The 20,960-nt window shown below is 72.3% G+C and carries 18 protein-coding genes; 15 read left to right on the top strand and 3 right to left on the bottom strand.

The annotated features are described in order from the left end of the window. Positions 1-128: 128 nt before the first annotated feature. The gene (locus DP939_RS14690) at positions 129-1,562 is read left to right on the top strand and encodes an MFS transporter (protein ID WP_158578573.1); all 1,434 of its coding nucleotides are present in this window, start codon (positions 129-131) and stop codon (positions 1,560-1,562) included. A gap of 39 nt (positions 1,563-1,601) precedes the next feature. Here DP939_RS14690 and DP939_RS14685 read toward each other — a convergent pair whose 3' ends face one another. From DP939_RS14685 to DP939_RS14675, 3 genes are all read right to left on the bottom strand, one after another. Beyond that, a complete protein-coding gene (locus DP939_RS14685) occupies positions 1,602-2,483 on the bottom strand; it encodes an alpha/beta hydrolase (protein WP_113981252.1) in 882 nt (293 codons plus the stop codon). A gap of 6 nt (positions 2,484-2,489) precedes the next feature. Then, entirely contained in the window at positions 2,490-4,253 is a 1,764-nt protein-coding gene (locus DP939_RS14680) for an acetyl/propionyl/methylcrotonyl-CoA carboxylase subunit alpha (RefSeq protein WP_113981251.1), read from the bottom strand. A 72-nt stretch (positions 4,254-4,325) separates the two neighbouring features. Then, the gene (locus DP939_RS14675; protein ID WP_113981250.1) at positions 4,326-5,156 is read right to left on the bottom strand and encodes an SDR family NAD(P)-dependent oxidoreductase; all 831 of its coding nucleotides are present in this window, start codon (positions 5,154-5,156) and stop codon (positions 4,326-4,328) included. A gap of 1,305 nt (positions 5,157-6,461) precedes the next feature. Between DP939_RS14675 and DP939_RS14670 the strand changes: the two genes are divergently transcribed. The 14 genes from DP939_RS14670 (at position 6,462) to DP939_RS14605 (ending at position 20,949) form a co-directional block, all read left to right on the top strand. Then, complete coding sequence (locus tag DP939_RS14670) at positions 6,462-7,709, top strand: helix-turn-helix transcriptional regulator (protein ID WP_113981249.1); 1,248 nt, start codon at positions 6,462-6,464, stop codon at positions 7,707-7,709. A gap of 208 nt (positions 7,710-7,917) precedes the next feature. After that, the gene (locus DP939_RS14665) at positions 7,918-8,343 is read left to right on the top strand and encodes a MarR family transcriptional regulator (protein ID WP_113981248.1); all 426 of its coding nucleotides are present in this window, start codon (positions 7,918-7,920) and stop codon (positions 8,341-8,343) included. A gap of 61 nt (positions 8,344-8,404) precedes the next feature. Further along, the gene (locus DP939_RS14660) at positions 8,405-9,865 is read left to right on the top strand and encodes an FAD-dependent monooxygenase (protein ID WP_113981247.1); all 1,461 of its coding nucleotides are present in this window, start codon (positions 8,405-8,407) and stop codon (positions 9,863-9,865) included. 18 nt (positions 9,866-9,883) lie between these two features. Continuing rightward, the gene (locus tag DP939_RS14655) at positions 9,884-10,210 is read left to right on the top strand and encodes a TcmI family type II polyketide cyclase (RefSeq protein ID WP_113981246.1); all 327 of its coding nucleotides are present in this window, start codon (positions 9,884-9,886) and stop codon (positions 10,208-10,210) included. Next, entirely contained in the window at positions 10,207-11,487 is a 1,281-nt protein-coding gene (locus DP939_RS14650) for a beta-ketoacyl-[acyl-carrier-protein] synthase family protein (RefSeq protein ID WP_113981245.1), read from the top strand. The genes DP939_RS14655 and DP939_RS14650 overlap by 4 nt, the downstream gene beginning before the upstream one ends. Beyond that, entirely contained in the window at positions 11,484-12,719 is a 1,236-nt protein-coding gene (locus tag DP939_RS14645) for a ketosynthase chain-length factor (protein ID WP_113981244.1), read from the top strand. The genes DP939_RS14650 and DP939_RS14645 overlap by 4 nt, the downstream gene beginning before the upstream one ends. 19 nt (positions 12,720-12,738) lie before the next feature. After that, positions 12,739-12,999, top strand: a complete 261-nt coding sequence (locus tag DP939_RS14640; RefSeq protein ID WP_113981243.1) for an acyl carrier protein — start codon at positions 12,739-12,741, stop codon at positions 12,997-12,999. Between the two features lie 22 nt (positions 13,000-13,021). Further along, a complete protein-coding gene (gene fabG / locus DP939_RS14635) occupies positions 13,022-13,828 on the top strand; it encodes a 3-oxoacyl-ACP reductase FabG (RefSeq protein ID WP_113981242.1) in 807 nt (268 codons plus the stop codon). A gap of 13 nt (positions 13,829-13,841) precedes the next feature. Continuing rightward, positions 13,842-14,789, top strand: coding sequence for an aromatase/cyclase (locus DP939_RS14630; RefSeq protein ID WP_113981241.1), 948 nt, complete (start codon positions 13,842-13,844; stop codon positions 14,787-14,789). A 3-nt stretch (positions 14,790-14,792) separates the two neighbouring features. Then, a complete protein-coding gene (locus DP939_RS14625) occupies positions 14,793-16,835 on the top strand; it encodes an SDR family oxidoreductase (RefSeq protein WP_113981240.1) in 2,043 nt (680 codons plus the stop codon). 53 nt (positions 16,836-16,888) lie between these two features. Further along, positions 16,889-18,475 carry an acyl-CoA carboxylase subunit beta gene (locus tag DP939_RS14620; protein ID WP_113981239.1) on the top strand — a complete coding sequence of 529 codons (1,587 nt, stop codon included), beginning with the start codon at positions 16,889-16,891 and terminating at the stop codon, positions 18,473-18,475. A gap of 34 nt (positions 18,476-18,509) precedes the next feature. Next, the gene (locus DP939_RS14615; RefSeq protein WP_113981238.1) at positions 18,510-18,725 is read left to right on the top strand and encodes an acyl-CoA carboxylase epsilon subunit; all 216 of its coding nucleotides are present in this window, start codon (positions 18,510-18,512) and stop codon (positions 18,723-18,725) included. Positions 18,726-18,761: 36 nt separating this feature from the next. After that, positions 18,762-19,745: an LLM class flavin-dependent oxidoreductase gene (locus tag DP939_RS14610; protein WP_113981237.1), complete on the top strand. Its 984-nt coding sequence runs from the start codon at positions 18,762-18,764 to the stop codon at positions 19,743-19,745. Then, positions 19,738-20,949: an MFS transporter gene (locus DP939_RS14605; protein WP_199565170.1), complete on the top strand. Its 1,212-nt coding sequence runs from the start codon at positions 19,738-19,740 to the stop codon at positions 20,947-20,949. Before DP939_RS14610 ends, DP939_RS14605 begins: the two co-directional genes overlap by 8 nt. Positions 20,950-20,960 lie beyond the last annotated feature (11 nt).

The following is a 20,960-nucleotide window of genomic DNA, read 5'->3' as shown; positions in this document are numbered from 1 at the left end:
CGGATAATTCCACTGCGGACCGATCGGTCCAGGCCCCGCCCGAGCCACCCGAGACACCGGGGGAAGCCGCTGCGGCGGTCCGCGCCGTCCCGTCCCTTCTCTCGTTCCCGGCCGACCAGGAGTGCCGTGTGACTACAGAAACGACATCCGCCCAGCCCGATTCCGAAGTGGTGTATCCACGCCGCTGGGCCGCGCTGGTCGTCCTCCTTGTGGCCTTCATGCTGGATTTGCTGAGCGTCACCATCGTCAATGTCGGGCTGTCCGCGATCCAGCGCGATCTCGGCGCGAGCCCGACCGATTTGGAATGGATTTCCGCCGCCTACCTGCTGTCCTTCGCCGTCGCATTGATCACCGCCGCCAGGCTGGGCGACCTGCGCGGCCGGAAGCTGGTCTTCATACTCGGAATCGTCGCCTTCGCGGTGGTCAGCGTATGGTGCGGAATCGCGCGCAGCCCGGGCGAACTGATCGCCGCGCGGGTGCTTCAGGGATTGGCCGCCGCCGCGATCGCCCCTCAGGTGATGAGCATTCTCTACACCATTTTCACCGGCCGGGAGCGCGCCACGGTCTTCGGCACGTTCGGGCTGGTCTCCGGGGTCACGCAGGCCGGAGGGCTGATCCTCGGCGGGGTGCTGATCACGGCGGACGTCGCCGGGCTGGGCTGGCGCATGATCTTCCTGGTCACCGTGCCGGTGGCGGTCGTGCTGATCCCGCTGGCGATCTGGCTGGTGCCGGAGAGCCGCGCGGCGGGCGGTGCCCGGCCCAGGTGGGGCGCGACCGGCGTGCTCGTCGCCGGGCTCGTCGCGGTCGTGTTCCCGCTGCTGGAAGGCCGTACCTACGGCTGGCCCGCGTGGATCTGGCTGCTGCTCGCCGCCGGTGTCCTGGCGGTGGTGGGGCTGGCGGTCTTCGAGCAGCGCGATCCGGCGCGGCGGGCGGGCGCGCTGCTGCCCGTGGCCCTGTTCCGCAACCGGACCGGCGCCGGTGGGCTGCTGGTGCTGCTGCTGTCGTTCTCGGGTTTCAGCGGCATCATGATGATCATCCCGCTGTGGCTGCAGGACGGGCAGCGCTACACCGCACTGAGCGCGGGCCTGGTCTCGATCGCGTTCGCCGCCGGTGGGCTGGTCATGGCGATGCCGACCGGGCGGCTCACGGTACGGTTCGGGCGGCTCATCGTGCTCGCCGGGTGCCTGCTGTCCGTGGTGGGCGGCGTCCTGCTGCTCGTCGCCGTGCAGGCCGCCTCGCCGGTCAGCGCCTGGTCGCTGGTGCCGGGCCTGTTCGCGCTCGGCGTCGGGATGACCCTGGTCATGCCGCCGCTGACCACGTTGTTCCTGTCGGCCGTGCCGCCCGAGTACGCCGGATCGGCCTCCGGTGTGTGGACCACCGGCCAGCAGTTCGGCAGCGCGCTCGGCGTCGCGGCGTTCAGCACGCTCTTCTTCACCGTCCTTGAGGGTTCCCGGGACTATCAGGGCGCGTTCACCACCAGCATGATCGCGGTGATGGCGGCCCTGGTGGTCAGCGCCGGACTGTGCTTCACCCTCGCGCCGAACCGGCGGCACGCCCCGTAGCCGCCTCCCCCGTGACCCGGCGCGGGACGGGTGCCTGGCTCAGGTCGTATCCGGCGACCGGGCCAGGCATTCGTCCGTGAACGCGAGCACGCCGAGATGGTAGTCACGGGCGGCGTGGCCGAGGCTGATGTTGTGCCCGGCGCCGGCCAGGTGCTCGGTACGGACGACGGGAGCGGCCAGCCGCGCCGTCATGGCCGCGACGGTCTGCGGGTCACAGCGCCACCAGCGTTCGTGCTCGGCGAAGGTGAACCGCACCGGGACCCGTACCTCACGGGCCACCTCCGGATACCGGTCGGGCCAGTCCGGTATCTCGGCCGCCTCCCTGGGCGGGACCGGCGCGGTGAGCCGCCTCGCGTGCTGGAAGGTCTCCGGTGGGTACAGGCGCAGCGGGCCCCAGCTGAAGGACCGGGTACGCCGCGCGTTCACCTCGCCGAGCAGCGCGCGGTCCACGGCCCAGCGGTCGCTGATCCCGGAGACGTCCACGCCGAGCAGCGCCGCCTCGCCGCTCCAGCCCGCCGCGACCGAGAGCGCCAGCTTGCCGCCGAGGGAGTGGCCGACGATGAAGAAGCCCGCCCCGGTGGGGTGGCGGCCGTGGTAGGCGGCGAGCGCCTGCCGGACACGGCTCGCCTGTTCGGCCAGCTCCAGGCCGTCGGGCACGGTGGCCGCGGAAAGCCCGTACCCGGGCCGGTCCAGCGCGAGCGCCGCGTGACCGCGCGCCGCCGCGAGCGTGAGCAGCGAGGCGGCCGGGTCGGCGGCGTTGTGGAAGTATCCGGCGCGCATGCCGGCGCCGTGCAGGGCGACGATCACGGCTTTCGGCGGGCCTGGCGGGAGCGCCAGAAGCCCGGAGAGCCGCAGACCGGCCGCGTCCACCTCCACGGAAGCGACCTGTACGTCGGGCGGGGACGAGGAAGACCGCGTCATGATGTCCTAGTCGTTGATCCGGCAGATGACGGCACCGGCCGAGACGGCCAGGCCCACCTCGGCGGACAGGCCGCTGACGGTGCCGGAGCGGTGCGCGTTGATGGGCTGTTCCATTTTCATGGCCTCCAGGACCACGATGGGCTGCCCGGCCTCCACCGGCTCGCCGTCCGCCACGGCGACCTTGACGATCGTGCCCTGCATGGGGGCGAGCAGCGCGTCCCCGGACAGCGCCGAACGGGACCTCTTCACCGCTCTTGGCCTGCTCCGCGCGCCGTCGTCGCCGATGGACGCGGCGGGCTCGCCGGTCAGGGCGGGCAGCGAGATCTCCACCCGCCGGCCGCCGACCTCGACCACGACGATCTCGCGTTCGGCCGGCTGCTCCCGGGCGAACGCGTCCTGCTCCTCGTAGGGGGCGATCCGGTTGTCGTATTCCGTCTCGATCCAGCGGGTGTGCACGCTGAACGGTGTGGCGTCGTCGGCGGGCACGAAGGCGGGGTCCTCCAGCACCGCCCGGTGGAAGGGCAGCACGGTGGGCATCCCGCCGACCTCGAACTCCGCCAGCGCGCGGCGGGCCCGGTCGACGGCCTGGCGGCGGGTCGCCCCGGTCACGATCAGCTTGGCGATCATCGAGTCGAACGCCTGCGGGATGGTCTGGCCCTGCGCGCACCCGGCGTCCACGCGCACCCCCGGCCCGGACGGAGGCCGCCAGCGGGTGAGGGTGCCGACCTGGGGCAGGAAGTCCCGGCCCGGGTCCTCGGCGTTGATCCGGAATTCGAGCGAGTGCCCGCGCGGCGCCGGGTCTTCGTAGCCGATGGCCTCGCCGTCGGCGATGCGGAACTGCTCGCGCACCAGGTCGATCCCGGTCACCTCCTCGGTGACCGGATGCTCGACCTGCAACCGGGTGTTGACCTCCAGGAACGAGATCGTGCCGTCCCGGCCGACCAGGAACTCGCACGTCCCGGCCCCCACGTACCCGGCCTCGGCCAAGATGGCCTTGGAGGAGGAGCGCAGCAGCTCCACCTGGGATTCGGTCAGGTACGGGGCGGGGGCCTCCTCGATGAGCTTCTGGTGGCGGCGCTGCAGGGAGCAGTCCCGGGTGGACACCACCACGACATTGCCGTGGGCGTCGGCCAGGCACTGTGTCTCCACGTGCCGGGGCCGGTCCAGGTACCGCTCCACGAAGCACTCGCCGCGCCCGAAGGAGGCGACCGCCTCGCGTACCGCCGACTCGAACAGATCGGGCACCTCCGCGAGGGTCCGGGCGACCTTCAGCCCGCGCCCGCCGCCGCCGAACGCCGCCTTGATCGCGATCGGCAGGCCGTGCTCGCGGGCGAAGGCCACCACCTCGTCGGCCGAGGTGACCGGGTCGGGGGTCCCGGCCACCAGGGGCGCGCCGACCTTCTGCGCGATGTGCCGGGCGGCGACCTTGTCGCCCAGCGCGGTGATCGCCCGGGGCGGCGGGCCGATCCAGGTCAGCCCCGCCTCGATCACGGCGGCGGCGAACTCGGCGTTCTCGGCCAGGAACCCGTATCCGGGGTGTACCGCGTCGGCCCCCGCCTGCCCGGCCACGTCGAGCAGCCTGCCGATGTCCAGGTAGGAGTCGGCGGCGGTGCGCCCGCCCAGGGCGTACGCCTCGTCGGCCAGCCGGGCGTGCGGCGCGTCGAGATCCGGCTCGGCGTACACCGCCACGCTGGTCAGGCCCGCGTCACGGCACGCACGGGCGATTCGGACCGCGATCTCCCCGCGGTTGGCGATCAGGACCTTGCGCACGTGAAGCCGCCCTCCCTACGTTTCGGTGAAATGGTGGCGAAAGCCGGTGAAGCGGGGCCGGAAAGAGGCGCCTCAGCGCCGCGCGAGAAGGTCCTCGGTGAGGCGGCGCAGGCGCGTCGCGGCCTGGGGGTCGAACGACCAGCCGTCCAGGCCGATGAAGCGGTCCTCCCACAGGGCGGTGAGCGGTTCGGCCGGCGGGTCGTCGATGACGGCCACGATCGGGACGATGGACTCCTCCGCCGACTTCGTGGCGCCCCTCTTCATCTCCTCGACCTGCGCCGCCGTCTCCGGGTCGAACTCGCCCGCGAGGCCGGTGCGCGTGCCGCCAGGGAACTGCAGCACGTAACGGATCCCCCGGTCACCGTGCTCCGCGGCCCAGGCGACGGCGAGGAGGTCGTTGAGCTTGCCGCCCTGGAACATCGCCTCCCAGCCGTCGTAGCCCTGCGTCAGTTCGAGGTCGTCCCAGTGGACGCGACCTGCCGAGATGCCGGGCCCGGCGACGTTGACGACCGCCGACGTCCCGGCCTTCTGCATCGGTCCCACCAGGCCGTGGCTCAGCAGGTACCGGCTCAGGTAGTACAGGGCGAACTGGTGCTCGAGGCCCTCGGCGGTGACCCGGCGGTACGAGCGGAAGAACCGCGCGCACAGCACCAGGGCGTCCACGGTCGGGAATATGTCGCCGGCCTCGCGAAGAACCCGCTCGTTCTCGCTGACCAGGCTGAGATCGGCCGGTATGAAGAAAACCCGCTTACCGGCCCCCTTCTTCTCCGACTCTTCGATGAAGCGGGCGCCCTTCGCCGGGTCCGGGGCGACGATGAGGACGCTGTCCCCGCGATCGCGACAGGCACGGGCCAGGGCCAGCCCGATACCGGACGTCCCGCCCGTTATGACAATGTTCTTCACGGAAATCCCTTCGGCCGCCAAGGCGGGGCCCAGCCCTCGCCGGCGTTCCGCCGCTAGTGGGTATAAGTGGTGGTCACAGCAATTCTCGCAGAGCTTTCAGGGCCGCCGCAAGAGATACGGACCGTTCGGTCCGTGACCTGTGGCGGAGCCGTAGGGACGTTGGGCTCGCGGACCGCATAGGGTTCAAGAATGGAATGCCGGAGCCGATCAAATAGGGGGCCGATGGTGGACCGACATAATTCGATCACGTTAGTCGGCAGGAGGGGCCGGAGCATAGTGGCGACGCCGGCGCAAGGGCCCGGCAGGCCGGATTGTCATCCGGCCGTCAACAACCGGCAAAGCGGCGGTGACACGGCGGGCGCGGCGGAGGCCGATGGCCGCACCCTCCCGCCGCCTGGCGGCGTCCGTGCCGCCTGGAACCGTGGGCGCGACGGCGCACCCGGCCGCCCGCGGCCGCGAACCCTCTGGTCAGAGGGGGTACGCCCGTTGCGCAGGACGTCCCACCGGGACACCGGACCGGCCCCACGGCCCTCGCCGAGGGCCGTTTCGCGGTCCAGGCGGCCGGCCGGGAAGGGGGCACCGGTCCGCGACGCCGACGCGACCGGCCCGTGTTCCACGACTCCGGTCATGTCCGCCCGGGGAGACCTGCCGGGAAGGTGACCGGGTGAGCCCGCGGACACCGGCGCGCCGGGCCCATGTGCGCGACGATCGGAAGGCGGCCGAGCAGGAGCCGCCCCGGCGATGTCGCGGAGTCCGCACGGCGGGCCCGGCACCCTGGCCGAGCCACCGTCCGCACCGCCGGCAGGTGATGAACATCACTTATTCTGGCTGTGTGCGGGCCACCCTTACGGCCCTTGATTATCTGGGCCCAGTAGATACACTACTAACTTAGTAGGGATCTCGTCGCAGGCTTCCTCAGGCCGCCTCTCCACTCATTCGGAGTATGGGGCGGCGACGTACGGGGGTTGGGAATTCCGGCTGGTGGGTGCCGCTCGCTTCAACGCCTCTCCGAGAGAGCGGCCTGCGTCCTGTCATCTAACCTGTTGATCATGGACCACGCCAGGAGATGAATCCCTCTACCGCGTGTGAGCCTTTTCAATAATCGGACGCGCCCACCCGCCCTGGACCGTCCTGGGCCCCCGTCTCCAAATGGTCGCATCGCGTTGAGCTAGTTGATGGGGACACTTAAAGATGATCGGAAGGAACCACGGAACAACAGCCGCAATCGTGAAACAAGAGGACGGGCGCGGGAAGCGGCAGTTTCCCGGTCCCGAGCTCCACGGGAACGTCGGCCACGTGAATGGCATGGCCGGTCGCGGTGAGTTGGTGACCGGCTACACGCCGGGGGTCGCCTTCCCGAACGGCGGCTCGGTCTGCCGGACGATGTGCGAGGCGGCGCGGCGCGTCGAGATCGCCGCCCTCGGCCGGCGGATGCGCGGCGCCGTACTCGACGAGGTGGAGACCGCCTGGAACGCGCGCGAACCCCACCGGGCGGCGGAGGCCATGTGGCTCACCTTGCTGGCCCTCTTCTACACCGGTGACCTCGACTCGGTGACCGGTTACTGTGACGAGCTGTCCCACGACCAGGAGTGGACGCGCTCGCCGCTGCGCCGGGGGTTGTTGCTCATGATGCGGGCCCGCGTCGGCCTGGAGACCAGGGCGATGGGCCTGGCCGCGGAGATGTTCAGATCACTGCTCGCCGAGATGGGGGCCGGTCCGCTACGGACGCTGGCGGTCGCCTGGCTGACCGAGGCGCTGGTGTGCGTCGGGGAGTTCGACCAGGCGCACGAGGTGCTGTTCGCGAACGGGCTCACCGGCCGCCTGAACAGCGGACCGGCCGAGCGCGCGCACATCCTGGCCGCCCGGGGCAACCTGCGGCTGGCCACCGGCCAGTTCCAGCTCGGCGTGGACGACTTCATGGAGTGCGGCCGGCTGCTGAAGTCGCTCAACGTCGCCAACCCCGCGGTGATCCCATGGCGGTCCAGGGCCGCGCTGGGGGCACTGGCGATTCACCACCGTGACCTGGCACGTGTGCTGGCCGAAGAGGAACTCGCCGCGGCCCGGAGGTGGGGATCGCCGCGCGCCATCGGCGTCGCGCTGCACGCCCTCGCCCTGGCGCGCCGGGACGAGGCGTCCACGGCCATGCTGGAGGAGGCCGTGGAGCTGCTGTACCTGGCCCAGGCCGGGACCGCGTTGATCCAGGCGCTGTACGACCTCGGCGCGCTGCGGCTCCAGCAGGGCAACGTGACCGGCGGCCGGACCGGCCTGACGGCCGCGGCGGCGGTCGCGCGCGGGTCCGGCAACGCGTACTGGGTGGCCAGGACCGACGCCGCCCTGGCCAGATCCGGCGACGGCCACTCCTCCCAGGCCCTCACCCCGCAGGAGGCGAGGGTCGCCAACCTGGCCCGCGCCGGATACAGCAACCGCAAGATCGCCGAAACGTTGTTCCTGGCCGTTCGCACCGTCGAGTTCCACCTGTCCAGCGTCTACCGCAAACTCGGTATTTCCGGGCGGGCCGAACTCTCCATGGCCCTGAGTCTCACCGTGTCCTAACGTAAAATCACCTGAACATCAGCTGGACCAGGCTCCATCCGCCCATTTCGGCGGGTGGGGCCTTCGGCTGCCCGCAGGTATATGTCTGCGGCCCTACCGTAGTTTGCCCGGCGGCCTCTTGTGGGCCCTGCGGGCGCATGTCAGAGTCAAGGCGTTGATTCGGGAACTCGCCGATAAATCCCTTTGTCTCGCCTAACAGAGGTTTCCCATGCTCCAGCAGAACACCACGAAGCGGCTCGGCTATTGGCTGCTGCACCTGCACCGGCTCTTCGACGCCGCCACCGGCTCCGCCCTGGCGGGCGAGCGGCTGAGCCGCAGGCAGTGGCAGGTCCTGCATGCCCTCAGCATCGGCGTGGACACGGTCGCCGCGGTGGACGACGCTTTCGCGCCTTTCCTTGTGGCCGACGGCGAGAAGTCCTACCGGCCGATCATCGATGAATTCGTCGCGCGCGGCTGGGTCACCGCCGCCGGTGCGACGTACGCGCTCACCGTGGCCGGCGCGGCGGCGCACGAACGGGCCGAGGCGATCGTTAACGCGCACGCCGCCGAATCGCTCGCCGGAATCAGCGAAAGCGAATTTCTGGCCGCCAACGACGTGCTCGCGCGGATCGCCGCCAACATCGAGGAAAAGTGACGCCGCGCCATATCCGTGACAGTTTCCGCTGAACGCACAGCCGCCGTCACTGGAGGTTCGCATGGACGCTTCCGTAATCGTCATCGGCGCCGGACCCGCCGGGCTGATGCTGGCCGGGGAACTCCGCCTGGCCGGTGTCGATGTCATCGTGCTGGACAGGCTGGGCGAGCGCTCCGGGCAGTCCCGCGCCATCGGGTTCACCATCCGCACCATGGAGGTGTTCGACCAGCGGGGGCTGCTGCCCCGGTTCCGGGACCTCCAGACCAGCCACGCCGGGCACTTCGGCGGCCTCCCCCTGGACCTCGGACTGCTCGGCTCCGCGCACGGCGCGGCCCGCAACGTCCCCCAGAACGCCACCGAGGAGGTGCTGGAGGGCTGGGCCCGGCAGCTGGGCGCCGACATCCGGCGCGGCCGGGAGTGCACCGGTTTCGTGGAGGACGGGGCCGGGGTGACCGTCACCCTGCGCGACGGCGGGGCCCTGCGCTGCCGGTACCTGGTCGGCTGCGACGGCGGGCAGAGCACGGTGCGCAGGGTCGGCGGATTCGACTTCCCCGGCACGTCCGCCACCACCGAACTCTTCCTCGCCGACATCCGCGGCCTTGAGCTGGAGCCGCGCACGGCCGGGGCGCAGACCGCGACCGGCATGGCGATGGTGGCCCGGCTGCCCGGCGGCGTCCACCGGATCATCGTCGGCGAGCGGGGCACCCCGCCGCGGACGCGGACCGGCCCGCCGGAGTTCACCGAGGTGGCCGACGTCTGGAAGCGGGTCGCGGGCTCGGACATCTCCACGGCCGAGCCGGTGTGGGTCAGCGCGTTCAGCGACGCCGCCCGCCAGGTCACCGAGTACCGGCGCGGGCGGGTCCTGCTGGCCGGAGACGCGGCCCACGTCCATCTGCCGGCCGGCGGGCAGGGCATGAACACCGGCATCCAGGACTCGGTGAACCTGGGCTGGAAGCTGGCCGCCGTGGTACGGGGGCGGGCCCCCGAGTCGCTGCTGGACAGCTACCACACCGAGCGGCACGAGGTCGGCCGCGCGCTGCTGGCCAACACCCGCGCGCAGGGCGCGCTGCTGCTCGGCGGCGACGAGGCCGCGCCGCTCCGCGACGTCCTGGGTGAGCTGATCGGCGGCGAGGAGGCCCAGCGGCTGCTCGCCGCCCGCGTCAGCGGCCTGGACATCACCTACGACGTGGGCCGTGGCAGGCACCCCCTGCTGGGCTCGCGCATGCCGCACCTGGGCCTCGCGCACGCGGGCCGCGAGACCGCCGGGGGCGAGCTGCTGCGCACCGGACGCGGCGTGCTGCTCGACCTGACCGGCAACCGGGTGCTGCGCCGGCGCGCCCGGCCGTGGGCGGACCGGGTCGACATCGTGACGGCCACCCCGCGGGCGAGCGACGCGGAAGGCGCGCTGTCCGGCACCACCGCGCTGCTGCTGCGGCCCGACGGCCATGTGGCCTGGGCCGCCCCTGGAACCGATGACGATCTGCGCACCGCCCTGGGCCGCTGGTTCGGGCCGAGCCGATAACGATCGAGAAGAGGAACGATGCACAGCACCCTGATCGTCGCGAAGATGGCCGTCTCATCCGCGGACAAGGTGTCCGCGCTCTTCGCCGACTTCGACAAGACCGACATGCCGGACCGGATGGGGACCCGGCGGCGGCAACTGTTCGAGTTCAACGGCCTCTACTTCCACCTACAGGACTTCGACGAGGACAACGGCGGCGCGCTGATCGAAGAGGCGAAGACCGACCCGCGGTTCGTCCGGATCAGCGAGGACCTCAAGCCGTACATCGCCCCCTACGATCCGGAGACCTGGCGCTCCCCAAAGGACGCCATGGCCCACCGGTTCTACGCGTGGAGCGCGGAATGAGCGGCTCGCTCCCCCGCCGCCCCGTGATCACCGGTGTCGGGGTGACCGCGCCGGGCGGCCAGGGCGTCAAGGAGTTCTGGAAGCTGCTCACCGACGGCCGGACCGCCACCCGCCGGATCTCCTTCTTCGACCCCTCGCCCTTCCGCTCGCAGGTCGCGGCCGAGGCCGACTTCGACGCCGAGCTGTCCGGGCTGACCCCGCAGGAGATCCGCCGGATGGACCGCGCGGCGCAGTTCGCCGTGATCACCGCCCGCGAGGCGGTGGCCGACAGCGGCCTGGACTTCGCGGGGCTGCCGCCGCACCGGATGGGCGTGACCGTGGGCAGCGCGGTGGGCGCGACCATGGGGCTGGACCAGGAGTACCGGACCGTCAGCGACGGCGGCCGGCTGGAACTGGTCGACCACACCTACGCGGTGCCGCACCTCTACAACTACATGGTGCCCAGCTCGTTCGCGACCGAGGTCGCCTGGGCCGTGGGCGCGGAGGGCCCCACCACGGTGATCTCCACCGGCTGCACCTCCGGGCTGGACGCGATCGGCTACGCCGCCGACCTCATCCAGGAGGGCTCGGCCGACGTCCTGGTCGCCGGGGCGACCGACGCGCCCATCTCGCCCATCACGCTGGCCTGCTTCGACGCGATCAAGGCGACCACCCCGCGCAACGACGACCCCGAGCACGCCTCCCGCCCGTTCGACGCCAGCCGCAACGGGTTCGTGCTGGGCGAGGGGGCGGCCATGTTCGTGCTGGAGGACCTGGCGAGCGCCAGGGCGCGCGGGGCGCGGATCTACGCCGAGGTGGCCGGTTTCGCGACGCGGTCCAACGCCTTCCATATGACCGGCCTGCGGCCGGACGGCAGGGAGATGGCCGAGGCCATCTGCGTCGCGCTGGAGGCCGCCCGGCTGGCCCCCGAGGACATCGACTACATCAACGCGCACGGCTCGGGCACCAAGCAGAACGACCGGCACGAGACCGCCGCGTTCAAGCGCAGCCTCGGCGACCACGCCTACCGCACGCCGGTCAGCTCCATCAAGTCGATGGTCGGGCACTCGCTGGGCGCGATCGGGTCGATCGAGATCGCCGCCTCCATCCTGGCGATGACCCACGACGTGGTGCCGCCGACGGCCAATCTGCACCGGCCGGACCCCGAGTGCGACCTGGACTACGTGCCGCTGACCGCCAGGGAGGTGCCGGTGGACGCGGTGCTGTCGGTCGGCAGCGGGTTCGGCGGGTTCCAGAGCGCGATCGTGCTGGCGGACCCCGGGCGGAGCGGCACATGACCACCGCGACCTGGGTCACCGGGCTCGGCGTGGCGGCCCCCACGGGGCTGTCGGTGGCCGGGTACTGGGCGGCCACGCTCGCCGGGCGCGGCGCCATCGGGCCGGTGACCCGTTTCGACGCCTCCTCCTATCCGGCCCGGCTGGCGGGGGAGATCGCCGGTTTCGTCGCCGAGGACCACCTTCCCAGCAGGCTGCTGCCGCAGACCGACCGGATGACGCGGCTCGCGCTGGCCACCGCCGACCGGGCGTTCGCCGACGCGGGCGTCGATCCGGCGGACCTGCCGGAGTTCGACGTCGGGGTCATCACGGCCAGCCACTCCGGCGGGTTCGAGTTCGGGCAGAACGAGCTGCGCGCGCTGTGGAGCAAGGGCGGCCAGTACGTCAGCGCCTACCAGTCCTTCGCCTGGTTCTACGCGGTCAACAGCGGCCAGATCTCCATCCGCCACGGGCTGCGCGGGCCGAGCAGCGTCGTGGTCAGCGACCAGGCGGGCGGCATCGACGCCATCGCGCAGGCCCGCAGGCAGATCCGCAAGGGCACCGCCATGGTGATCAGCGGCGCGGTGGACGCCTCGATCTGCCCGTGGGGGTGGGTCGCCCAGCTCACCAGCGGCCGGCTCAGCACCAGGGACGACGCCGAGCGGGCCTACCTGCCCTTCGACGACGACGCGACCGGGCACGTCCCCGGTGAGGGCGGCGCGCTGCTGGTACTGGAGGACGCCGGGCACGCCCGCGCCCGTGGCGCGCGCGTCTACGGCGAGATCGCCGGGTACGCGGCCACCACCGACCCCCGGCGGGGCAGCGGCCGGGAGCCGACCCTGCAGGCCGCCATCGAGGGGGCGCTGGCCGACTCCGGAGTCGAGCCCGCGGACATCGGGGCGGTCTTCGCCGACGCCGCCGCCGTCCCTGAACTGGACCGGGTCGAGGCGGAGGCCATCGCCAAGGTGTTCGGGCCCGCCGCCGTACCGGTGACCGCCCCGAAGACGATGACCGGCCGCCTGTACTCCGGGGCGGCCCCGCTGGACCTCGCCGCCGCCTTCCTGGCCATGCGCGACGGGGTCATCCCGCCGACGGTCAACACCCGGCCCTCCCCGGCCTATGACATCGACCTGGTCACCGGCGCCCCGCGAGCGGCGGCGCTGCGCCACGTCCTGGTCATCGCGCGCGGCCACGGCGGGCTCAACTCCGCCATGGTCGTGCGGGCCGTCGATCCCTCCGCCACGGCGGACCACTGACGACAGGAAAGGACCGAACATGCCCGGAAATCCGTTCACGCTCGACGATCTCAAGACCGTCCTGCGCCAGGCGGCCGGAACGGACGAGAGCGTCGACCTCGACGGGGACATCATCGACACCTCGTTCGACGACCTCGGTTACGAGTCCCTGGCCCTGCTGGAGACGGCCGGCCGCATCGAACGCCACCACGGCATCAGCCTGGACGAGGACGCGCTGGGGGCCGCCCAGACCCCCCGTGAGCTGATCGACCTCGTCAACACCCATCTGCCCGCCGCGTGACCGCCCCCGCCGAGGAGCACTGATGTCCGTCACCACCGAAACCACCACGCAATCCGCCGGGCGGGTCGCCCTGGTCACCGGCGGCACCAGCGGGATCGGCCTGGCCAGCGCCCGGCTGCTCGCGAGCCAGGGCCACCGGGTGTTCATCTGCGCGCGCGGCGAGGAGGCCCTCGCCGAATCCGTCAAGGCCCTCCAGGACGAGGGGTACGACGTGGACGGCGCCGTGGCCGACGTGCGCTCCAAGGAGGACGTCACCCGTCTCGTCCAGGCCGCGGTGACCCGGTTCGGCGCCATCGACGTCCTGGTCAACAACGCCGGCCGCAGCGGCGGCGGAGTGACCGCCGACATCGTGGACGCCCTGTGGGACGACGTCATCGCCACCAACCTGACCAGCGTGTTCGTGGTGACCCGTGAGGTGCTGAACGCCGGTGGGATGCGCCGCAAGTCCCGCGGCCGGATCATCAACATCGCCTCCACGGCGGGCAAGCAGGGCGTGGTCCTCGGGGCGCCGTACTCGGCCTCCAAGCACGGCGTCGTCGGGTTCACCAAGGCGCTGGGCAACGAGCTGGCCCCGACCGGGATCACGGTCAACGCGGTCTGCCCGGGTTACGTCGAGACCCCGATGGCGCAGCGGGTCCGGCAGGGCTACGCCGACGCGTACTCCACCACCGAGGAGGCGATCCTGGAGCGCTTCCAGGCCAAGATCCCGCTCGGCCGCTACTCCACTCCGCAGGAGGTGGCGGGCCTGGTCGGCTACCTCGCCTCCGACACCGCGGCCTCCATCACCGCGCAGGCGCTCAACGTCTGCGGCGGGCTGGGCAACTTCTGAGAGGAGCACGACAGTGTCGCGACAGCCGGGACGAGAGGTCGAGCACAAGGTCACCGTGCGGGCGAGCGCGGAGGAGGTGTACCGCCTGCTCGCCGAGGTCGAGAACTGGCCGCGCCTGTTCCCGCCCTCGGTCCACGTGGAGTACCTGGAGCGCGGCGAGGGCGAGGAGCGCATCCGGATCTGGGCCACCGCCAACGGCGAGGCCAAGAGCTGGACCTCGCGCCGCAGGCTTTACCCGCAGGACAAGCGCATCGACTTCTGGCAGGAGGTCTCCTCGCCCCCGGTGGCGGAGATGACCGGCGCCTGGCTCATCGAGCGGGCGGGCCCGCGGGAGACCACGCTGCGCCTGCTGCACCGCTACCGGTCCATCGACGACGACCCCGAGGGGCTGGCCTGGATCGACCAGGCCGTCGATCGCAACAGCAACGAGGAACTCCCGGCGGTGAAGTCCGCGCTGGAGGAGGCGGCCGGAGAGGACCCGCTGACCTTGTCGTTCATCGACTCGGTCGAGGTCGCGGGCTCGGCCAAGGACCTCTACGACTTCGTCAACGAGGCCGGCCTGTGGCGGGAGCGGCTGCCGCACGTCGCCACCGTGCGGCTCACCGAGGACACCCCGGGCCTTCAGGTGCTCCGGATGGACACCCTCACCAAGGACGGCTCCTCGCACACCACCGAGTCGGTCCGGGTGTGCTTCCCCCACCACCGCATCGTCTACAAGCAGACCACGCTGCCGGCCCTGATGCGGCTGCACACCGGCTACTGGGAGTTCGAGGAGACGGGCGACGGCACCGCCAAGGCCAGTTCCCAGCACACCGTCGTGATCGACCCCAAACGGATCAACGACGTCCTCGGCGCGGACGCCGGGGTCCCGGAGGCGCGCTCGTTCATCCGCGAGGCGCTGGGCGGCAACAGCCGGGCGACGCTGGGGCTCGCCAAGGACTACGCGGAAGCCCGGCGCTGAGCCATGGCGGACACGGCCACCTCTGCCGCCCGGAGGGCCACGGCGTTCGATGCCGACGTGGTCGTCATCGGCGCCGGGCCCGTCGGGCTGCTGCTCGCGGGCGATCTGGCCGAGCAGGGCGTGCGCACCACGCTGGTGGAGCAGCTCGCCGAGCCGATGACCGAGTCCAGGGCGTCCACCCTGCACACCCGCACCATGGAGCTGCTCGCCGAGCGGGGCGTCCTCGCCCGGCTCGGCGAACTGCCCGGGGGCGGTCCCGGGCACTTCGGCGGCATCCGGCTCGACCTGACCGAGGCCGACCCCGCCCACCCGTACGCCGGGCAGTGGAAATGCCCGCAGACCCGGCTGGAGGCGGTTCTCCAGGACCGGGCGGTGGAGTCGGGCGCCGCCCTGCTGCGCGGGTGGCGGCTGACCCACCTGCGCGACCATGGTGATCACGTCTCGGCCGGGATCCGCTCGGCCGGCGGGACCGCGCGGACGCTGACCGCCGGCTACCTGGTGGGCTGCGACGGCGAACGGTCCACGGTACGCGGGCTGGCGGGCTTCGAGTTCGCCGGGACCGACGCCGGACGCGAGATGCTGCGCGCCGACGTCGCGGGCATCGACGTCCCGGACCGGCGCTTTCAGCGGCTGCCGAAGGGGATGGCCACCGCGCACCGCTGGCCGGACGGCAGCACCCGGGTCATGGTCCACGTGTACGGGGCCCGGCCTCGGGCGAGCGGCACGCCGCCGACGTTCGAGGAGGTCGCGGCGGCCTGGGCGGAGGTGACCGGAGAGCGGATCGAGCACGGCACACCGTTGTGGCTCAACGCGTTCGACGACGCCAGCAGGCAGGTGACGCGGTACCGCAGGGGCCGGGTGCTGCTCGCGGGCGACGCCGCCCACGTGCAGATGCCGGTCGGCGGCCAGGCGCTCAACCTGGGGCTGCAGGACGCGGCCGACCTCGGCGGGCCGCTCGCGGGCACAGTAGCGGGCCGAGCCGGTGAGGACGCCCTGGACGGCTACCACGAACGGCGCCACGCGGTCGGGGTCCGCACGCTCACCAACATCCGGGTCCAGTCGCTGCTGCTGCTTGGAGGAAAGGACGTGGAACCGCTTCGGGAGGTCTTCACCGGGCTGCTCGCGTCCGGCCCGGTCCGGCGGGCCGTGGCCCGCGTGATCAGCCAGGTCGGCGAGCCCGCCGCCTGGGCCATCGGCCGCCGGCCGGGTGCGTTGCAGCCCCCGGCCCCGGTCCCCCCGGTACCCGAGCGAACCGCAGGAAAAGGGAGGAAGGGCAGGATGGAACGGCTGGAGAACAAGACCGCGCTGGTCACCGGGTCGAGCCGGGGCATCGGGCGGGCCGTCGCGCGACGGCTGGCCGAGGAGGGCGCCCTGGTCGCCGTGCACTACGCCACCCAGCGGGACGCGGCCGAGGAGACCGTACGCCTGATCGAGCAGGACGGTGGGCGGGCCTTCAGCGTGCGGGCCGAACTCGGCGTGCCCGGCGACGTCCACGAACTGTTCCTCGGCCTGGAGCAGGAGCTGAAGGCCCGTACCGGGCAGGTCATCCTGGACATCCTGGTCAACAACGCGGCCATCACCACGCCCGCGGGCCAGATGCCGGAGGACGTCACCCCCGAAGAGCTCGACCGGCTCTACGCCGTCAACGTCAAGGCCCCGTTCTTCATCGTGCAGCGCGCCCTGCCGCTGCTGCCCGACGGCGGGCGGATCATCAACGTCTCCTCGGGGCTGACCAGGCTGGCCAACCCGGAGCAGGTGGCGTACTCGATGACCAAGGGCGCGGTCGAGCAGATCACCCTGCACTTCGCCCGCCATCTCGCGCCGCGCGGCATCACGGTCAACACCGTGGCGCCCGGCATCACCGACAACGGCAGCGCGATCTTCGACGTGCCCGAGGCGGTGCAGCAGATGGCGCAACTGTCGGCGTTCAAGCGGGTCGGCCGGGCGGAGGACGTCGCCGACGTGATCCGCTTCCTGGCGACGGACGAGGCCAGGTGGGTCACCGGCTCGTTCGTCGACGCCAGCGGCGGCACGCTGCTCGGCTGAAACCAATCGCATCTTCGGGAGTAACGGGGTCCATGACCACGGCACAGGAAACGATGACCGCACCGGTACCGGTCACGGAACCGGAACCGGCCGGCCTCGCCGGCCGGATCGAGGAGTTACGGGAGCTGAAGCGGCGGATCCACCAGGGACCCGACGCCGCGGCGACCGAACGGCAGCACGCCAAGGGCAAGCTGACCGCCTACGAACGCATTGACCTGCTGCTCGACCCGGGGACCTTCACCGAGGTGGAATCGCTGCGCCGGCATCGGGCGACCGGGTTCGGGCTGGAGGCCATGCGGCCGCACAGCGACGGCGTGGTCACCGGCTGGGGCGAGGTGAACGGCAGGACCGTGTTCGTCTACGCCCATGACTTCCGGGTATTCGGCGGCGCGCTCGGGGAGGCGCACGCCGGGAAGATCCACAAGATCATGGACATGGCGCTGGCCGCGGGCGCGCCCCTGGTCTCGCTGAACGACGGCGCGGGCGCGCGCATCCAGGAGGGCGTCTCCGCCCTCGCCGGGTACGGCGGCATCTTCCAGCGCAACACGCGGGCCTCCGGCGTCATCCCGCAGATCAGCGTGATGCTGGGCCCGTGCGCGGGCGGCGCCGCCTACTCCCCCGCGCTGACCGACTTCGTCTTCGCGGTCCGCGGCACCTCGCAGATGTTCATCACCGGCCCCGACGTGGTCGCGGCGGTGACCGGGGAGGAGGTGACGCACGAGGGCCTAGGCGGGGCGGACGTGCACGGCGGGGTCTCCGGCACCGCGCACTTCGTCTACGACGACGAGGAGAGCTGCCTGGCGGAGGTGCGGTACCTGCTGTCCATGCTCCCGGCCAACAACCGCGAGCTGCCGCCGGTCGTGCCCGCCGCCGACCCGCCGGACCGGCGGCTGGACGGCGTGCGCGACCTGGTGCCGCTGGACGGCAACCGGGCCTACGACGTGCGTGAGGTCATCGCGGAGATCGTCGATGACGGCGAGCTGCTGGAGGTGCACGCCGACTGGGCGCGCAACCTGGTGTGCGCGTTCGCCCGGCTGGACGGGCACGTGGTCGGCGTGGTGGCCAGCCAGCCCGCCATGCTGGCCGGTGTCCTGGACATCGAGGCCAGCGAGAAGGGCGCGCGGTTCGTCCAGTTCTGTGATGCCTTCACCATCCCGCTGCTGACCCTCGTGGACGTCCCCGGCTTCCTGCCGGGGGTCCGGCAGGAGCACGACGGCATCATCAGGCGCGGCGCGAAGCTGCTGTACGCCTACTGCAACGCCACGGTCCCGCGCGTGTCGGTGGTGTTGCGCAAGGCGTACGGCGGGGCGTACATCGTGATGGACTCGCGGTCGATCGGCGCGGACCTGGCGCTGGTGTGGCCGGGCAACGAGATCGCGGTGATGGGCGCGGACGCCGCCGCCGACGTGATCTTCCGCAGGGAGATCGCGGCGGCCGACGACCCGGCCGCGACCCGCGCGCGGAAGATCGAGGAGTACCGCGAGCGGCTGGTCCACCCTTACTACGCGGCGGAGCACGGGCTGGTGGACGACGTGATCGACCCGGCGGAGACCCGTGCCGTGCTGGTCAGGGCGTTCGCCATGCTCCGGCACAAGGACGCCGCCCTGCCGCACCGCAAGCACGGCAACCCGCCGCAGTGAGACCACCACCGATGCGAGGAAGGCGATTCGAGCGATGAGGGAACACGCGGACGCGCCGTTGCTGCGCGTGGAGCGGGGCGCGCTGGACCCGGTGGAACTCGCCGTGGTCACCGCGGTGCTGCTGCGCCGGCGGAACGCCGCGCGGCGGCGGCCCGCGCCGTGGCGATCGGCGGCCCCGGCCCCGTGGCGGCGTCCACAACCGATCCCCGCCTACCGAGGGCCGCGAAGCTGGCAGGCCCAGGCCGCCTGAGCGCGGCCCCGCGCCCCCCACGAACGGAGACTGATCATGGAAGTCGGACTGCTCTTCGACCTGCGCAACCCGGAGCCCTGGCAGCGTCCCTGGGCCCATCACTACGCGCGTTCCCTGGAACTGTGCGAGGAGGCCGACCGGCGCGGGGTGGGCGGCCTGTGGTTCACCGAGCACCACCTGTTCGAGGACGGCTACCTGCCGCAGCCGCTGACCATGGCCGCCGCGGTGGCGGCGCGTACCGCCAGGGCCAGGATCGGCACCGCGGTGATGCTGCCGAACCTGCGCCATCCCGCCCAGATCGCCGAGGAGGCCGCCGTCGTGGACCTCATCAGCGGCGGCAGGCTGGAACTCGGCTTCGGCGCCGGTTACGGGGCCCTGGAGTACGCGCTGTTCGGCGCGGACCATGGACGCCGGTTCCGTGACGTCGAGCGGAACATCGGCGAGGTCCTGCGGCTGTGGCGGGAGGCGGGGGTCACCCCGCCGCCGCTGCAGCAGCCGCCGCCCGTGTGGGGCGGGTTCTACGGGCCGCGCGGCGCGGGCATCGCGGGCCGCCTCGGCCTCGGCCTGCTGCACATCTCCCCCGAGATGTTCGAGCACTACCGCGCGGGCCTGGTCGAGGGCGGGCACGACCCGGCCACGGCCAGGGTGTCGGACCTGCTGCCGGTGATCCTGGCCGACGACCCCGAGGCCGCCTGGCCCCGCGTCGCCCCGCACCTGGCCCACCAGAAGAACACCTACCGGCGGACCTGGGCGGCGGGCACCGACCGGCCGCAGCCGCCGACGCTGCGCGCGGAGGACTTCCCCGACCGGCCGGCCGACGGATCGTGGGCGATGCTGGAGATCCTCACCCCGGAGGACGCGGCGATCCGCATCCACGAGAAGATCCGCGGGCTGCCGGTGCGGCACCTCATCTTCTGGGCGAGCGTCGCGGGCATGCCCGACGACCTGGTGGCCAGGAACATCGAGCTGATCTGCGAGCGGCTTCCCGGCCTGCTGGAGAAGGCGGCGGCGGGTGACTAGCCCCGGCACGGCGACCGTCCCCGGCCGGTCGGAGCGTGGGGGCCGGTCGCTGCTGTTCGTCCTATCCGGGAACATGCTGCTGGACTCCATCGAGGTCTCGCTGGTGCTGGTGGCGCTGCCCGCCATCGGCGCCGATCTCGGGCTGGGCCCCTGGGGGGTGCAGTGGCTGATGAGCGGGTTCGCCCTCGGGTTCGCGGTGAGCCTGACGCTCGGGCCCCGGACGACCGCCCGCTGGGGACTGCGCAGGGTCTACCTCATCGCGATGCTGGTGTTCGCCGCCGCCTCCCTCGCCGGGGGGCTGAGCACGAACATGGCGGTCCTCGTGGGCTCCCGGGTGGTCAAGGGGGCCTGCGCGGCGCTGACCGCGCCCGCGGGGCTGGCGATGATCGGTGAGACGTTCCCGTCCGGCCCGCGGCAGCGCAGGGCGGTGTCGGTGTACTCGCTGTTCGGGGCCTCCGGTTTCAGCCTGGGGCTGGTACTGTCCGGCCTGCTCGTCGCCGACTCCTGGCGCTGGACGTTCCTCTTCCCGGTCCCGGTGGCGCTGGCGCTGCTGGTGGCGGGGCGGCGTGTCATACCGGACGTCGAGGGCGCGCCGCCCGCCAGGCCGGGCCTCTCGCTGCTGCGCAACGGGCCGCTGATGCGCGCGGTGGCGGGCGCGGGCGTTCTCAACGGCGTCTACATCGGCCTGCTGCTGCTCGTGACGTTCACGCTGAGCGGGGGCATGGGGTGGCGGGCGTGGCAGGTCGCGCTCGCCCTGCTGCCCGCCTGCCTGCCGCTGGTGATCTCCCTGCCGTTCGCGGGGCGGCTGGTCCAGCGGTTCGGCACGTCCCCGCTGATCGCGGTGGGCGCGCTGCTCGCGTTCGCGGCGCAGGCGCTCGCGCTGGCGCGTTCCGGCGGCGGCTCCTACGCCGCCGACCTGCTGCCGTCGCTGCTCCTGGTCGGGGCGTCGTTCGTGGTGTCGTTCGCCGCGCTGAACATGCGGGCGACGCAGAGCGTCGCCCCCGAACTGCGGCGGGCGGCCGTCCCCCTCTACCAGACGGGGGTGCAGCTCGGCAGCGTCGTCATGCTGCCGCTGGTCGCCGCGCTGCTGGCCGGTCCGGGCGGGCCGCGGGCGGCGCTGCTGGCCACCTCGGTGCTCGGCGCGGCCGGGGTCGCGGTCGCCGTGACCGGCCTGCGCACCCGCTCCGGCGAAGCGGGTGCGTGAGGCCGGCCGGG

It is taken from the genome of Spongiactinospora rosea, from assembly GCF_003315795.1.
Lineage (GTDB): Bacteria > Actinomycetota > Actinomycetes > Streptosporangiales > Streptosporangiaceae > Spongiactinospora > Spongiactinospora rosea.
Note: the sequence above shows the minus strand (reverse complement) of the source record. Positions and strands in the feature narration are given on the sequence as shown.

Coding starts and splice junctions, on each gene's coding strand:
- DP939_RS14665 (WP_113981248.1), top strand. CDS start 7,918: ATGCTCCAGCAGAACACCACGAAGCGGCTCGGCTATTGGCTGCTGCAC.
- DP939_RS14650 (WP_113981245.1), top strand. CDS start 10,207: ATGAGCGGCTCGCTCCCCCGCCGCCCCGTGATCACCGGTGTCGGGGTG.
- DP939_RS14670 (WP_113981249.1), top strand. CDS start 6,462: ATGGCCGGTCGCGGTGAGTTGGTGACCGGCTACACGCCGGGGGTCGCC.
- DP939_RS14660 (WP_113981247.1), top strand. CDS start 8,405: ATGGACGCTTCCGTAATCGTCATCGGCGCCGGACCCGCCGGGCTGATG.
- DP939_RS14615 (WP_113981238.1), top strand. CDS start 18,510: ATGAGGGAACACGCGGACGCGCCGTTGCTGCGCGTGGAGCGGGGCGCG.
- DP939_RS14640 (WP_113981243.1), top strand. CDS start 12,739: ATGCCCGGAAATCCGTTCACGCTCGACGATCTCAAGACCGTCCTGCGC.
- fabG (WP_113981242.1), top strand. CDS start 13,022: ATGTCCGTCACCACCGAAACCACCACGCAATCCGCCGGGCGGGTCGCC.
- DP939_RS14645 (WP_113981244.1), top strand. CDS start 11,484: ATGACCACCGCGACCTGGGTCACCGGGCTCGGCGTGGCGGCCCCCACG.
- DP939_RS14610 (WP_113981237.1), top strand. CDS start 18,762: ATGGAAGTCGGACTGCTCTTCGACCTGCGCAACCCGGAGCCCTGGCAG.
- DP939_RS14625 (WP_113981240.1), top strand. CDS start 14,793: ATGGCGGACACGGCCACCTCTGCCGCCCGGAGGGCCACGGCGTTCGAT.
- DP939_RS14655 (WP_113981246.1), top strand. CDS start 9,884: ATGCACAGCACCCTGATCGTCGCGAAGATGGCCGTCTCATCCGCGGAC.
- DP939_RS14685 (WP_113981252.1), bottom strand. CDS start 2,483: ATGACGCGGTCTTCCTCGTCCCCGCCCGACGTACAGGTCGCTTCCGTG.
- DP939_RS14620 (WP_113981239.1), top strand. CDS start 16,889: ATGACCGCACCGGTACCGGTCACGGAACCGGAACCGGCCGGCCTCGCC.